A 12,128-nucleotide genomic window follows, 5' to 3' on the forward strand; every position below is an offset into this window, starting at 1 on the left:
CTCACGTTTTAGCTGCGCAGAAACTCAGCCTTGCTTCGCAAGACATCGTTTTAACTTCGTTGAAGCTCACGCTTTCAGGTAGCCTCATTTGGACTGCCCGCGCCCGGGCGATATAATGCGGCACTTTCTTCCTCCCGAGCCCAACGCGATGACCGACTCTGCCCCCAGCCCCGAATACGCCGCCCAGCTGCAACAAAAGGCAGGCTACCTGAAACAGCGTTTTGCCGAGTTTGCGCCGCCCGAGTGGCAGGTGTTTGCCTCGCCGGAGCGGCATTACCGGATGCGCGCGGAGTTCCGCGTGTGGCACGATGGGGAGCGCATCAGCTATGCCATGTTTGAGCCGGGGCAGAAGGCGGGCGCGGCTTCGCTGCGGCGGCTGGAGGGGCTGCCGGCGGCTTCGGCGGCCATCAATGCGCTGATGCCGAAGCTGCTCGCGGCGGTGCAGGCCGATCCGCTGCTGCGCGAGCGTTGGTATCAGTGCGAATTTTTGTCCACTTTGAGCGGCGACATGCTGGTGGGCATGATTTACCACAAACGGCTGGATGGGCGTTGGCAGGCGGCGGCGGAGCGTTTGCAGCGCGAGCTGGGCATCATGATTATCGGGCGCAGCCGCGGGCAGAAGCTGGTGCTGGCGCAGGATTTTGTTACCGAACGGCTGGCGGCCGGTGGGCGCGAATGGCTATACCGCCAATACGAAGGCGGCTTCAGCCAGCCCAATGCCCATGTGTGCCAAAAGATGCTGGATTGGGCCTGCGGCGCGGCGGCGGGCTTGGGCGGGGATTTGCTGGAGCTTTATTGCGGCAACGGCAATTTCACGCTGCCGCTGGCGCGCTATTTCCGGCGGGTGTTGGCCACGGAATTGTCGAAAACTTCGGTGCAGGCGGCGCAGTGGAATATCGAGGCCAACGGCGCGGCCAATATCCGGCTGGCGCGGCTTTCGGCGGAGGAGTTCACCCAGGCCTTCCACGGCGTGCGCACCTTCCGCCGTTTGCAGGAGCAGGGCATTGATTTGGCGGATTATGCCTTTTCCACCGTGTTTGTAGACCCGCCGCGCGCGGGGGTGGACGCCGGCACACTGCGCCTGCTGCAAGAGTTCGACAATATTATTTATGTTTCCTGCAACCCGGAAACGCTGCACGCCAACTTGGGCGTGCTCGCGCCAACGCACCGCATCGAGCGCGCGGCGCTGTTCGACCAATTCCCGTTTACGCCGCATATTGAGAGCGGAGTGTTGCTGAAGCGGCGCTAGGCGTGTGGCTGCAGAGGCTACCTGAAAAACAATTTGGGTTTTCAGGTAGCCTTTATCCTGTGCCGGAGCGTTTGCGTTTGGGTTGCCCCGCCCCTTAGCGATATAATCCCAGCTCCATCTACAACCGCAAACAAAGGAGTTTCCTCATGGCCAAAACCATCATCCACACCGACCACGCCCCCGCCGCCATCGGCGCCTATTCCCAAGCCGTGCGCGCCGGCAACACCGTGTATTTGAGCGGCCAGATTCCGCTTGTGCCCGCCACCATGCAGGTGGTGGAAGGCGGCTTTGCCGAGCAGACCCGCCAAGTGTTTGAAAACCTCAAAGCCGTGATTGAAGCCGCCGGCGGCAGCTTCGACGACGTGGTGAAACTCAACGCCTACCTCACCGACCTCTCCCACTTCGCCACCTTCAACCAAATCATGGGCGAATACTGCCGCGAGCCCTTCCCCGCCCGCGCCGCCGTGCAAGTATCAGCCCTGCCCAAAGGAGTGCTGGTGGAAGTGGAAGGCGTGGTGGTGTTGAACGCCTAAGCCGCATAAAGGCTACCTGAAAGCGCAGCGCAGTTTCTGCGAAGCTACAATTTTCAGGTAGCCTTTGATTTACAGAACCTATTTTTAAACAATTATCTACAATATGGCACACTACGCAATCGGCGACCTGCAAGGCTGTTTCGACGAATTTCAAGAGCTGCTCGCCCACATCGGCTTCCAACACGGCCGCGACACCCTCTGGCTCGTGGGCGACCTGGTCAACCGCGGCCCCCAATCCCTCGCCTGCCTGCGCTACGTGAAGCAGCACGAAGGCAGCATCCAAACCGTGCTCGGCAACCACGACCTGCACCTGCTCGCCATCGCCCACGGCCACGGCAAACTCAAACGCAGCGACACCGTGGGCGACATCCTTGCCGCCCCCGACCGCCAAGCCCTGCTCGATTGGCTGCTGCGCCAGCCCCTGATGCTGCACACCGAACGCCACATCCTCGTGCACGCCGGCATCTGGCCGCAATGGGACGTGCGCCAAGCCCAGCAGCGCGCTAGCGAAGTGGCCGCCGCCCTGCAAAGCCGCCCCGATTGGTTTTTCGCCCACATGTACGGCAATATGCCCGACACCGACCGCGCCGACAACGAAACCGACCGCCTGCGCTTCGCCACCAACGTGTTCACCCGCATGCGTGCCCTATACCGCAGCGGCCAAATGGAATTCGACTACAAAGGCACCCTGCCCGATATGCCCGCCCACCTCATGCCCTGGTTTCGCGCGCCAAATCGGCAAACCCTCAGCCGCCAAACCATATTCGGCCATTGGTCGGCGCTGGGCCTCTATCAGGGCGAGAACGTGGCCGGCATCGACACCGGCGCACTCTGGGGCAACCGGCTCACCGCGCTCGATTTGAGCAGCCAACAGATTTTTCAGGTAGCCTCCAAGCAGCCCAAGCAGTTTGAGTAAAGCAGGAAATTTCAGGCAGCCTCAGCGGCTTCTACCGCTGATTTTAAAGATTATTAACACGAACAGGCGGGCAGTCCGGGCAGGCTTTTGCTACAATGCGCCCGTTCGCATCGCTTCGGGCAGACTGCCTGCCCTAGGCCGTTTTCATTGCAACAATGCGTTTCCCAACCAATAACTAAGGAGTTTCCATGAACAGCAAAGTGATTATTCCCGCCGCCCTGGCCATCCTCGCCCTGAGCGCCTGCTCCAGCAGCAAAGCCCCTGAAGGAGGCCAGCCGCAAACCCAACAGCAAGGCCAGCAGGCACAGCAGGGCGGCGAATCCACCGCCGCCATCGGCAATATTCAGGTAGCCCAGGTGGACGGCATCGACCGCACCGTGGAAGCCCGCTACACCTGCCAAGCCGCCGGCGGTCAGCAGCAACAGGTTAATGCCATGTACGGCATCAAAGACAATACCCTTGTGGTGGCTCAGCTGAAAATCAACAACCAGGTTTCCCCCGGCCTGTGGCGCGTGCTGAACGACAGCAATGGCCAGCAGCAAAACAGCTACTACGGCAACGGCGTGATCTGGGTAACCGGCAAAGCCACCCCGGCCAACGTAACCCGCGTGAACGCCGTGGCGCTGCTGCAAGCGCAATCGGTAGACAACGCCGGCAATCCGGTAAACCTGACTTCAGTTTTGCAAAACTGCACTGTCAGCCGCCAAGCCGCCGCCCCCGCCCGCGGCAGCCGCCGATTTGTCCGACCAAGCCTTGGCCGATTTCGCCGGCAAACGCAAAGTGCTCAACATTTTCCCCAGCATCGACACCGGCGTGTGCGCACAATCCGTGCGCACCTTCAACCAACGCGCCGCCGCGCTGCAAAACGCCGTGGTGCTGTGCATTTCTGCCGACTTGCCCTTCGCCCTCTCCCGCTTCTGCGGCGCCGAAGGCATCGAAAACGTGGTCACGCTCTCCAGCTTCCGCAGCAGCTTCGGCCAAGACTACGGCCTCACCCTGGCCGACACCCCGCTGCGCGGCCTCACCGCCCGCGCCGTGCTGGTGCTCGATGAAAACGATAAAGTGCTGCACGCCGAGCTCGTGCCCGAAATCGGCCAAGAGCCAAACTACGACGCCGCACTGGCCGCGCTCTAAGCCCACGCCCGCCGCACACCGAGCCACCTGCCTTCATGAATGCGCAGGCGGCCCGGCTTGAGCCGAAACACAGGCTACCTGAAACCCTCAAACCGTTTTCAGGTAGCCTTTCTTATTGGCCGGCGGCGGGCAGGCTGCCCACGGTGTGGGCGGGGGTGCCGCGGAAGGTGATGTTTGCCATTTTGCTATCCTTTTCTTGATGTTGATGGAGAGGGGGTGTTGCGCGGCGAAGGATAGTGCTTTTTCGGCGGTTTGCCAAGCTTGGGCTACCTGAAAACCGGCCGGATTGGTTTCAGGTAGCCTGCCGCTCAGCCCAGCCAATCGAGCAGGGCAATGCGGGCGCGCAGACCCCAGTAGCTGGCGGCGCCGGTGGTGCTGTGGCGCACGCGGCCGTTTTTCACCAGCACGATGGTGGGCGTAACCCGCACTTGCCATTGCTGCGCCCATTGGCCGTGCGGGTCGTTTACCGTGTCGAACTGCTTCAGGTAGCTGCGTACGTCGGCATCGCTGCCCGACTGCAAGGCCACGCCCACCACGGGCACGCCGCGGCGCGACAGTTTGTCCACCGCCGGCGAGGAGAGCCGGCACACGCCGCACCACGAGCCCCAGAAATACAGCACGGCGGTTTGCGAGCCGCCGGCTTCGGCCAGCGTGGTGTGTCGGCCTTGGAGGGTGTGCAGCGGCAGCGCGGCGGCCTGCGGCGGCACGGCGGGCGCGCGATACCAATCCATCAGCAGGCTGATGATGAGGAAGGCGGCAAGCGTGCCGGCGGCTTGGCGCAGGAAGTGGAAAAGGCGTGGGTGGGTGAGGGACATGGGTTTGGTTTGTGATGGAGGTGGTTTTCAGGTAGCCTTTTGGGCGGAGGAGGCTACCTGAAAGTATGTGTGAGCATATGGGCTATTATGCACATAATCAAGAAGGAAATCGTGCCTGACAGCATTATTTATATAGACAGCCTGAGCAGTTATGGCAAGTTGGAGCGAGAGCTTTTCCATCATCGTATCAATCATAAGAGTGAAAAGGCTATCTGAAAACCCTAGAAAGTTTTCAGGTAGCCTTTTGTTTGCTGGAGCAGGGCTTAATAGCGCGCTGGTTGATTTAAAGGTAGCACGCGGGTGACGCCGTTGCCGCCCTGCAATACGCGCACGCGCTGGCCGGGCTGGAAGGCGATGTCGTCTTTCTGCACCACGGAAACGGCGTCGCGCGTGCCTTCGATCTGCACCACGATTTCGTAGCCGCGCTGGGAATCGATGCCGCGGGTGAGGGCTTCGGCGCCGAGCCCGCCGATGATGGCGCCCAGAATGGCGCTCACGGCTTCGCCGCGGCCTTTGCCGATGTTGCTGCCGCCGATGCCGCCCAGCAGGGAGCCGGCGGTGGTGATCAGCGGGCTGCTTTCGCCTTTGATGGTGGTGGGGGTAACCGACAGCACTTCGCCGTAGTAAACGCGTGCGGCGTTTTGCGCTTGGGTGGTGGTGTATTGGTTGGCCGAGCTGTTGGCGCAGCCGTTGAGCAGCAGGGCGGCGGATACGGCGGCGACGAGCAGGCGGGGGAGGGCGGGCATGGTGTTCTCCTGAAGGGTGTGGGAATGGCGGGATTATATAGCGGGCAAGTTGATTTTTCGATATCGGCCGGCAAAAGGCTACCTGAAAACATTGGCCTCAAGGAAGTGAATTAATGGGGCAAACAGATTTTCAGGTAGCCTTTAATGGCAATTGGGAGGCTGGCTTTAGCTATGTTAATATTGCGCCCCGCCACGCGGTTTGGCGGCAGGAGAACATTCACAAGGAACGCATCTTGACCCACCCTTTCCCTTTCCTCAAACGGCTGCCGCCCCTGTTTGCCGCTGCCCTGCTGCTGGCCGGCTGCGCCACCGAAGTTCTGGTGAACGACACCATCGTTTGGCGCGGCAAAGATGTGACCGAGTTTATAGTTAAGCGCGCCCGCCGCATGCCCGACATCATCCGCCTCAATTGCGTGAAAAATAATCGGGTGCGCAACCTCTACGGCTGGCGCGTTGAACACTATGAAATCAAGCAGGGCTATGTGGGCCAGTCCGGCAATGTGCAATATTTCCAAAACTACCGGCAGCACGTTGGCCACAGCTACCGTATTGCCGTAACCGAGCCCGACGGCACCATCGTTTCCATCCGCACCACTGCCTTCGGCAATGCCGATAAGGAATTCGGCTGCGAAGCATACCGCGAAGCCGCGCGCAGCTAGGGCGGGCTGATGAAAAGGCTACCTGAAAACCAGATTTTGGTTTTCAGGTAGCCTTTTAGCATGGCTTCAAACCCAGGCGGTTTGCCTACCAGGGCTGTTCCTGCGCGGCTTCATACAGGCCTTGGCGCACGCTGGCGCCCACGCCTTTGCCAAACAGGCGGCTGAAGTCGTCGGCGGGGGTGTAGTCCACCAGCTCGGGGGCTTTGATGATGTCGCGCGATACGCTGTAGATGTCGCCCAGGCCGTCGATGAGGCCGGTTTTGAGCGCTTCGTGGCCGGTGTACACGCGGCCGCTGAAGAGGTCGGGGTTTTCCGCTTCGTGCAGGCGTTTGCCGCGGCCGTCGCGCACGGCTTTGATGAACTGCTGGTGGATGTCGTCGAGCATGCCTTGCCAGATGGCGGTTTGCTCGGGGGTTTCGGGGCTGAAGGGGTCGCCCATGCCTTTGTTGCTGCCGGCGGTGCGCTGGCGGCGCTGGATGCCCATGTTGTGCATGAGGCCGGTGAGGTCGAAGCTGCTGCCGACTACGCCGATGCTGCCCACGATGCTGGAGGGGTCGGCGTAGATTTTGTCGGCGGCGGCAGCGATGTAGTAGCAGCCGGAGGCACACATGTCTTCGGCCACCACATACACGGGGATGTTGGGGTGTTCGGCGCGCAGGCGGCGGATTTCGCGGTAGGCCACGTTGGATACCACGGGCGAACCGCCGGGGCTGTTGGCGCGGATGATGATGCCGCGCACATGTTTGTTTTTATAGGCGGCTTCGAGGCCTTGGCGCAGTTTGCCGGCTTGGTTTTCGCTGGCGGTGATGGCACCTTCGAGGCGGATGACGGCGGTGTGCGGCTCGGCGGCGGCGGGGTTGAGGCTGCCGAGTTTGCCGAAGATGGCGAAGAGGTAGAGGGCGAGGAAGGCGATGAGCAGCAGGCGGAAGATGAGCTTCCAAATGCGGGCGCGGCGCTGCTCGCGGTAGGCTTCGAGCAGGAGTTTTTCCAGGGTGTCGCGCTCCCAGTTGCCGCTGTCGGGCTCGCTGCTGCGGCGGATGATGGGTTTCATGGGCTGTCTTTCTTGAAGTGGGTGGAATGCCGGAGGGGCTACCTGAAAAAGAAGGGCGGTATGCGCCTGATGCCGGCGGGAAAGGGCGGCTATTGTAACACGCGGCGTCGGGGGCGGTTTCTGCCGATGGGTGCGGGTCGGGATGAGGCCGGTGCATGGTTGGAACTTGTTGATGCTTTTGCTGTCAGCCAGCCTTTGCACGGTGGCAATCTATCGGCGGGGCTGTTCACCAAAAGGCTACCTGAAAAGCGGAAATCACTTTTCAGGTAGCCTTTTTCTTGCCTGCAATCAAGCTATTGCTTTTCGGCTTGCAGCCTGGCTTTGCGCTCTTCCAGCCAGTGTTCGAGATAGTGGATGCTCACGCCGCCTTTGGCGAAGCCGGGATCGCGGAACAGGTCGTCGTGCAGCGGGGTGTTGGTTTTGATGCCGCTCACGGTGAGCTCGGCCAGCGCCACGCGCATTTTGGCCATGGCCTGCTCGCGGTCTTTGCCGTATACGCAGATTTTGCCGATGAGGCTGTCGTAGTTCGGCGGGATGCGGTAGCCCTGGTAGATGTGGCTGTCCACGCGCACGCCGAAGCCGCCGGGCAGGTGGCAGCTGGTGATGCAGCCGGGGCTGGGCAGGAAGCTGTATGGGTCTTCGGCATTGATGCGGCACTCGAAGGCATGCCCTTGGATCACCACGTCTTTCTGCTTATATTGCAAGGGGAGGCCGGCGGCAATACGCAGCTGTTCCTGCACGATGTCGATGCCGGTTACCAGCTCGGTAACGGGGTGTTCCACCTGCACGCGGGTGTTCATTTCGATGAAGAAGAATTCGCCGTCTTCATACAAAAATTCGAAGGTGCCGGCGCCGCGGTAGCCGATGCGTTTGCAGGCGGCCACGCAGGCTTTGCCGATTTTCTCGCGCTCTTTGGCGGTGATGCCGGGGGCGGGGGCTTCTTCGATCACTTTTTGGTGGCGGCGTTGCATGGAGCAGTCGCGCTCGCCCAAGTAGATGGCATTGCCGTGTTCGTCGGCCAGCACCTGCATTTCCACATGGCGCGGGCGTTGCAGGAAGCGTTCCATATACACCATCGGGTTGCCGAAGGCGGCTTCGGCTTCGGCCTTGGTCATTTCCACGGCTTTGAGCAGGTCTTCTTTTTTCTCCACTACGCGCATGCCGCGCCCGCCGCCGCCGCCGGAGGCTTTGATGATCACGGGGTAGCCCACGCGCTCGGCGGTGGCGAGGATTTCGTCGGGGTCGTCGGAAAGCGCACCGTCGGAGCCGGGCACGCAGGGCACGCCGGATTCGAGCATGGCTTTTTTGGCGGATACTTTGTCGCCCATCAGGCGGATGGTGTCGGCGCGCGGGCCGATGAAGATGAAGCCGGATTCTTCCACTTGCTCGGCAAAGCGGTCGTTTTCGGCGAGGAAGCCGTAGCCGGGGTGGATGGCGTCGGCGCCGGTAACTTCGGCGGCGGCAATGATGGAGGGGATGTGCAGATAGCTCTGCGCGGAGGGGGCGGGGCCGATGCACACGGATTCGTCAGCCAGCTTCACGTGCAGGCTGTCGTTGTCGGCTTCGGAGTGTACCGCCACGGTGGCGATGCCCATTTCGCGGCAGGCGCGCAATACGCGCAGGGCGATTTCGCCACGGTTGGCGATGAGGACTTTTTTCAGCATAATCTTTGCCTTATGGTTTTCAGGTAGCCTCTGCGCTGCGGCCAGGGGCTACCTGAAAAATTATTCGATGATAAACAGCGGCTCGCCAAACTCCACCGGCTGGCCGTTTCCCACCAGAATTTCTTTCACCACGCCGCTGCGTTCGGCTTCGATTTCGTTCATCAGCTTCATGGCTTCGATGATGCACAGGGTGTCGCCGGCGTTCACGCTCTGGCCCACTTCCACAAATACGGGCGCGTTCGGACCGGGGGCGCGGTAGAAAGTGCCCACCATGGGCGAGGTTTGCGCTTTGCTCAAGTCGCGGCTCGGGGCGGCGGCGGGAGCGGCTGCTGCGGCAGGCGCGGCAGCAGCGGGAGCCGGGGCGGCGGCCACGGCGGGCGCGGGGGCATACACGGCTTGCGGCGCGGCCAGCGAGCGGGTGATGCGCACTTTTTCTTCGCCTTCGGTTACTTCAATCTCGGCAATGCCGGATTCTTCCACCAAGTCGATGAGTTTTTTGAGTTTGCGTAAATCCATAGTGTTGTCCTTTTCAGGGTGCGGAGCCGGATGTTAACCGGCTTGTTGTTGTTGCAGAGATTCGATGGCGAAGTCCAGCGCGGCGCGGTAGCCGAAGGCGCCGAGCCCGCACACCACGCCCTGCGCCAGGTCGGAAAGGTAGGAATGGCGGCGGAAGGGCTCGCGGGCGTGCACGTTGGAGAGGTGGACTTCGATGAAGGGTTTGCCGGCGGCGGCCAGGGCGTCGCGCAGGGCGATGCTGGTGTGGGTGAAGGCGGCCGGGTTGATGATGATGAAGGCGGTGCGGTCGGTCATGGCCGCTTGGGCGCGTTCCACCAGCACGGCTTCGGCGTTGCTCTGCACGGCTTCGAAGGCGAAACCGGCGGCTTGGGCGCGGGCTTCCAGGCCGGCGTTGATGTCGGCGAGGGTGGTGCGGCCGTAGATTTCCGGTTCGCGCTGCCCCAAAAGGTTGAGGTTGGGGCCGTGCATCACGAGGATGAGGGGTTTCATGCTGGATGGTTGCGGGGTGGATAAATTAAATGAAGCGGCGCGGCCGGGCGGGATTCCGTTGGGAAAACGGTGCTTGCCGGGGCGCGGAGCAGACCGCCATTTTCGGCGATAGTGGGGGAAATGTCCAGTTTTTGTATTTATCTGTATGGAAATGGCAAGCTTTGCTAAGAAAGGCTACCTGAAAACCGTAGCGCTGTGGGGTTTCTGCAAAGCAAAAATGCGGCGCGGGGTTTTCAGGTAGCCTTCAATGCCTGGGTGGCGGCTTATTTATCGTGCTGCTTGAGGATTTGGTAGAGCTGGTCTTTCAGGTGCAGTTTTTGCTTTTTCAGCTCGTCCACTTCGTCGAGATTACCGGTAACCGGGTTTTTCGCCATATTGGCGATTTTTTCGTCCAGCTCGTTGTGTTCGTCGAACAGGCGGGCGAAGCGTTTGTCGGTTTGTTTGAGCTGGCTGATTAGGTCGCGATATTCCGGAAACATGATTTCCCTCTCTTTCTATCGGGTTGGTTGGAGACATGGCGGAAGATAATTGATTCCGCTATAAACGAATAATCTGTTAGGTATAACTCTACCATAGCCGGCGCGAAAAATCGAACCGCCCGCCGCCTTTGTTCGCTTTATAATGAAGCCCCGTTTGCCGAGGAGCCACCATGCCCGAAATCGAAAGCCACCCTTTCCCCGCGCTGCTGCCGCCCGATGCCCGCGTAATGATGATGGGCACCTTCCCGCCCAAGGCAGAGAAGCACGCCATGGCGTTTCACTATCCCAATTTCCAAAACGATATGTGGCGCATCTACGGGCTGGTGTTTTTCCACGATGCCGCGCATTTTCAAAAGCTTGGAGAGAAAGCGTTTGACGCGGAGAAAATCAAGGCCTTCCTGCGCGGGCGCGGCATCGCTTCCTGCCCCACCGTGCTCAAGGCGGTGCGCGGGCAGGATAATGCTTCGGATAAGTTTTTGCGCGTGGTGGAAAAGGTGGATTTGGCCGCTGTGCTCGGCCAATTGCCGCGCTGCCGCCATTTGTGCACCACCGGCGGCAAGGCCACGGAAGTGTTGCTTTCGCTGCTGCCCGATCCGCCCAAGCTGCCGAAAACGGGCGAAACGCTGCCTTTTCCCTTTGCCGGCCGGGATTTGACGCTCACGCGCCTGCCCTCCACTTCGCGGGCTTATCCGCTGAGTTTGCAGAAAAAGGCGGCGGCGTATCGGGCGTTTTTCGAGATGGCGGGGCTGGTGTAGTTTTCAGGTAGCCTTTGAAAGCTGCTTGAGACTACCTGAAAAGTTGCCGGGCGGTAGGCATGGCTTGGGTGCGCCTGGGGCGAAGCCGGCCTGCCGACTGCGTGCGTTTTGTGCACACGCTATTTCTCCAAACCGGAATGGCTACCTGAAAATATTGGCAGGCGCTTCGGGCTTGGGCTGCCGGGCAGATGCGGTTTGAAAACGGACGGCAGGGGGATATAATCCGCTCCCTTGAGTCGGGGTGCTGCCTTGCGCGGCTGAGATCATACCCGTTGCACCTGAACCGGTTAATGCCGGCGTAGGGAACTCGCGGTTGCTTGGGTTGGCTTGGCCGGCCGGATTGGCGGCCGCAGGCGGCAGGGATGGCTCTGCTGCGGCAACGCGATGGCGCTCCGATGGATGGGGCGCTTTTTTTGCGCCTGGTGTTGGGCGAGGCTGAAGCTGCGGCTGCTTACTTCCCCGCAGGGGGAAGGATGGAGTTTCAGGCTGAATCCAAATTTCAGGTAGCCTTCGCCATTTATACTTTGTTCACCCTTGCGCCTCATGCCGGCGCGGGCACTTCCTTTTCTTTGCTTCGCCAAAGAAAAGGAAGCAAAAGAAAGACGACTGCGGGCACAGGTTTGCTACGCAAACTTCCCTCACTCCACGCAATTTTTCGGGCGGGCTCGCAACTTGCGGCTGCGCCGCTTCGAACATGCAAGCCCTTGTTCCCCGAAAAACCGCGCTCCGTTCGGCTGCGCCAGCAGGGGCAGCACAACACGGCACATTTGTGGTACATGCTCTATCTGGGAGTTTGGGGTTGGCGAGGCTACCTGAAAGTATTGGTTTGAAAGGGATTGAATAGTGGTTGGCTATCTTGTTTCAGGTAGCCTTCCGGCTTGGATTTTTGTTTGAAAAGGATTGGTTATGCGTTTCCGTGTTTGGCAGGCGAATGGTTTGCCGCATCCTTATGTGATGTTGTTTTTGGCACCGGCGTTTTGGGCGACGAGCAATGTGGCGGGCAAGCAGGGCTTGGCCGATGGTGTTATTTACCTTGTGCGCGCCGGTGTGGTTCAGGTCTTCGCGCTTCAACCAGATTTGCGCGCCGCCCAAATGCTCGGACAAACGCGCGGCGTGGTAAAC

15 protein-coding genes, 2 pseudogenes and 1 riboswitch are annotated in these 12,128 nt (G+C 60.6%); of the genes and pseudogenes, 7 read left to right on the forward strand and 10 right to left on the reverse strand.

What is annotated here, in order from left to right; genetic code table 11:
* Nucleotides 1-115 precede the first annotated feature (115 nt).
* The 3 genes from trmA (at nt 116) to LG371_RS03295 (ending at nt 2,698) form a co-directional block, all read left to right on the forward strand.
* Nucleotides 116-1,249, forward strand: coding sequence for a tRNA (uridine(54)-C5)-methyltransferase TrmA (trmA, locus tag LG371_RS03285; RefSeq protein ID WP_225747725.1), 1,134 nt, complete (start codon nt 116-118; stop codon nt 1,247-1,249).
* Nucleotides 1,250-1,395: 146 nt separating this feature from the next.
* Nucleotides 1,396-1,782, forward strand: a complete 387-nt coding sequence (locus LG371_RS03290) for a RidA family protein (protein ID WP_067593279.1) — start codon at nt 1,396-1,398, stop codon at nt 1,780-1,782.
* A 103-nt stretch (nt 1,783-1,885) separates the two neighbouring features.
* Nucleotides 1,886-2,698 carry a symmetrical bis(5'-nucleosyl)-tetraphosphatase gene (locus tag LG371_RS03295; protein ID WP_067593276.1) on the forward strand — a complete coding sequence of 271 codons (813 nt, stop codon included), beginning with the start codon at nt 1,886-1,888 and terminating at the stop codon, nt 2,696-2,698.
* 53 nt (nt 2,699-2,751) lie between these two features.
* Here the strand turns inward: LG371_RS03295 and LG371_RS03300 are convergent, their stop codons facing one another.
* Nucleotides 2,752-3,330 (reverse strand): hypothetical protein, encoded by a 579-nt coding sequence (locus LG371_RS03300; RefSeq protein WP_225747726.1) that lies wholly within the window; start codon nt 3,328-3,330, stop codon nt 2,752-2,754.
* Between the two features lie 94 nt (nt 3,331-3,424).
* On the opposite strand from LG371_RS03300, the pseudogene tpx reads away from it, so the two are divergent.
* Nucleotides 3,425-3,832: pseudogene (gene tpx, locus LG371_RS03305) on the forward strand (thiol peroxidase); the annotation flags it as partial.
* An 87-nt stretch (nt 3,833-3,919) separates the two neighbouring features.
* Here tpx and LG371_RS03310 read toward each other — a convergent pair.
* The 3 genes from LG371_RS03310 to LG371_RS03325 all read right to left on the reverse strand — a co-directional run bounded on the left by LG371_RS03310 (nt 3,920) and on the right by LG371_RS03325 (nt 5,393).
* On the reverse strand, nt 3,920-4,153 hold the full coding sequence (locus tag LG371_RS03310; protein WP_225747727.1) for a hypothetical protein: 234 nt from the start codon (nt 4,151-4,153) through the stop codon (nt 3,920-3,922).
* A complete protein-coding gene (locus tag LG371_RS03315; RefSeq protein ID WP_067593267.1) occupies nt 4,141-4,647 on the reverse strand; it encodes a protein disulfide oxidoreductase in 507 nt (168 codons plus the stop codon). The genes LG371_RS03310 and LG371_RS03315 overlap by 13 nt, the downstream gene beginning before the upstream one ends.
* Before the next feature lie 263 nt (nt 4,648-4,910).
* On the reverse strand, nt 4,911-5,393 hold the full coding sequence (locus LG371_RS03325; protein WP_225747728.1) for a hypothetical protein: 483 nt from the start codon (nt 5,391-5,393) through the stop codon (nt 4,911-4,913).
* Between the two features lie 233 nt (nt 5,394-5,626).
* On the opposite strand from LG371_RS03325, the gene LG371_RS03330 reads away from it, so the two are divergent.
* The gene (locus tag LG371_RS03330) at nt 5,627-6,052 is read left to right on the forward strand and encodes a hypothetical protein (RefSeq protein ID WP_225747729.1); all 426 of its coding nucleotides are present in this window, start codon (nt 5,627-5,629) and stop codon (nt 6,050-6,052) included.
* An 85-nt stretch (nt 6,053-6,137) separates the two neighbouring features.
* On the opposite strand, the gene LG371_RS03335 is transcribed toward LG371_RS03330, so the two are convergent.
* The 5 genes from LG371_RS03335 to LG371_RS03355 form a co-directional block, all read right to left on the reverse strand.
* Nucleotides 6,138-7,103, reverse strand: coding sequence for a S49 family peptidase (locus LG371_RS03335; RefSeq protein ID WP_225747730.1), 966 nt, complete (start codon nt 7,101-7,103; stop codon nt 6,138-6,140).
* A 293-nt stretch (nt 7,104-7,396) separates the two neighbouring features.
* Entirely contained in the window at nt 7,397-8,767 is a 1,371-nt protein-coding gene (gene accC, locus LG371_RS03340) for an acetyl-CoA carboxylase biotin carboxylase subunit (protein WP_225747731.1), read from the reverse strand.
* Between the two features lie 60 nt (nt 8,768-8,827).
* Nucleotides 8,828-9,283: an acetyl-CoA carboxylase biotin carboxyl carrier protein gene (gene accB / locus LG371_RS03345; RefSeq protein WP_225747732.1), complete on the reverse strand. Its 456-nt coding sequence runs from the start codon at nt 9,281-9,283 to the stop codon at nt 8,828-8,830.
* A 33-nt stretch (nt 9,284-9,316) separates the two neighbouring features.
* Nucleotides 9,317-9,772: a type II 3-dehydroquinate dehydratase gene (gene aroQ, locus LG371_RS03350; RefSeq protein ID WP_067593249.1), complete on the reverse strand. Its 456-nt coding sequence runs from the start codon at nt 9,770-9,772 to the stop codon at nt 9,317-9,319.
* Between the two features lie 263 nt (nt 9,773-10,035).
* Complete coding sequence (locus LG371_RS03355; protein WP_067593246.1) at nt 10,036-10,251, reverse strand: YdcH family protein; 216 nt, start codon at nt 10,249-10,251, stop codon at nt 10,036-10,038.
* Nucleotides 10,252-10,421: 170 nt separating this feature from the next.
* On the opposite strand from LG371_RS03355, the gene LG371_RS03360 reads away from it, so the two are divergent.
* Nucleotides 10,422-11,006 carry a DNA glycosylase gene (locus tag LG371_RS03360; protein WP_067593243.1) on the forward strand — a complete coding sequence of 195 codons (585 nt, stop codon included), beginning with the start codon at nt 10,422-10,424 and terminating at the stop codon, nt 11,004-11,006.
* A gap of 227 nt (nt 11,007-11,233) precedes the next feature.
* A riboswitch (TPP riboswitch) is annotated at nt 11,234-11,328 on the forward strand.
* 40 nt (nt 11,329-11,368) lie between these two features.
* The gene (locus LG371_RS03365) at nt 11,369-11,836 is read left to right on the forward strand and encodes a hypothetical protein (protein WP_225747733.1); all 468 of its coding nucleotides are present in this window, start codon (nt 11,369-11,371) and stop codon (nt 11,834-11,836) included.
* A 151-nt stretch (nt 11,837-11,987) separates the two neighbouring features.
* Here the strand turns inward: LG371_RS03365 and LG371_RS03370 are convergent.
* A pseudogene (locus LG371_RS03370) lies at nt 11,988-12,128 on the reverse strand (tryptophan synthase subunit beta); the annotation flags it as partial.

It is taken from the genome of Eikenella sp. Marseille-P7795 (genome assembly GCF_916618725.1).
In the GTDB taxonomy this organism is placed as follows: domain Bacteria; phylum Pseudomonadota; class Gammaproteobacteria; order Burkholderiales; family Neisseriaceae; genus Eikenella; species Eikenella longinqua.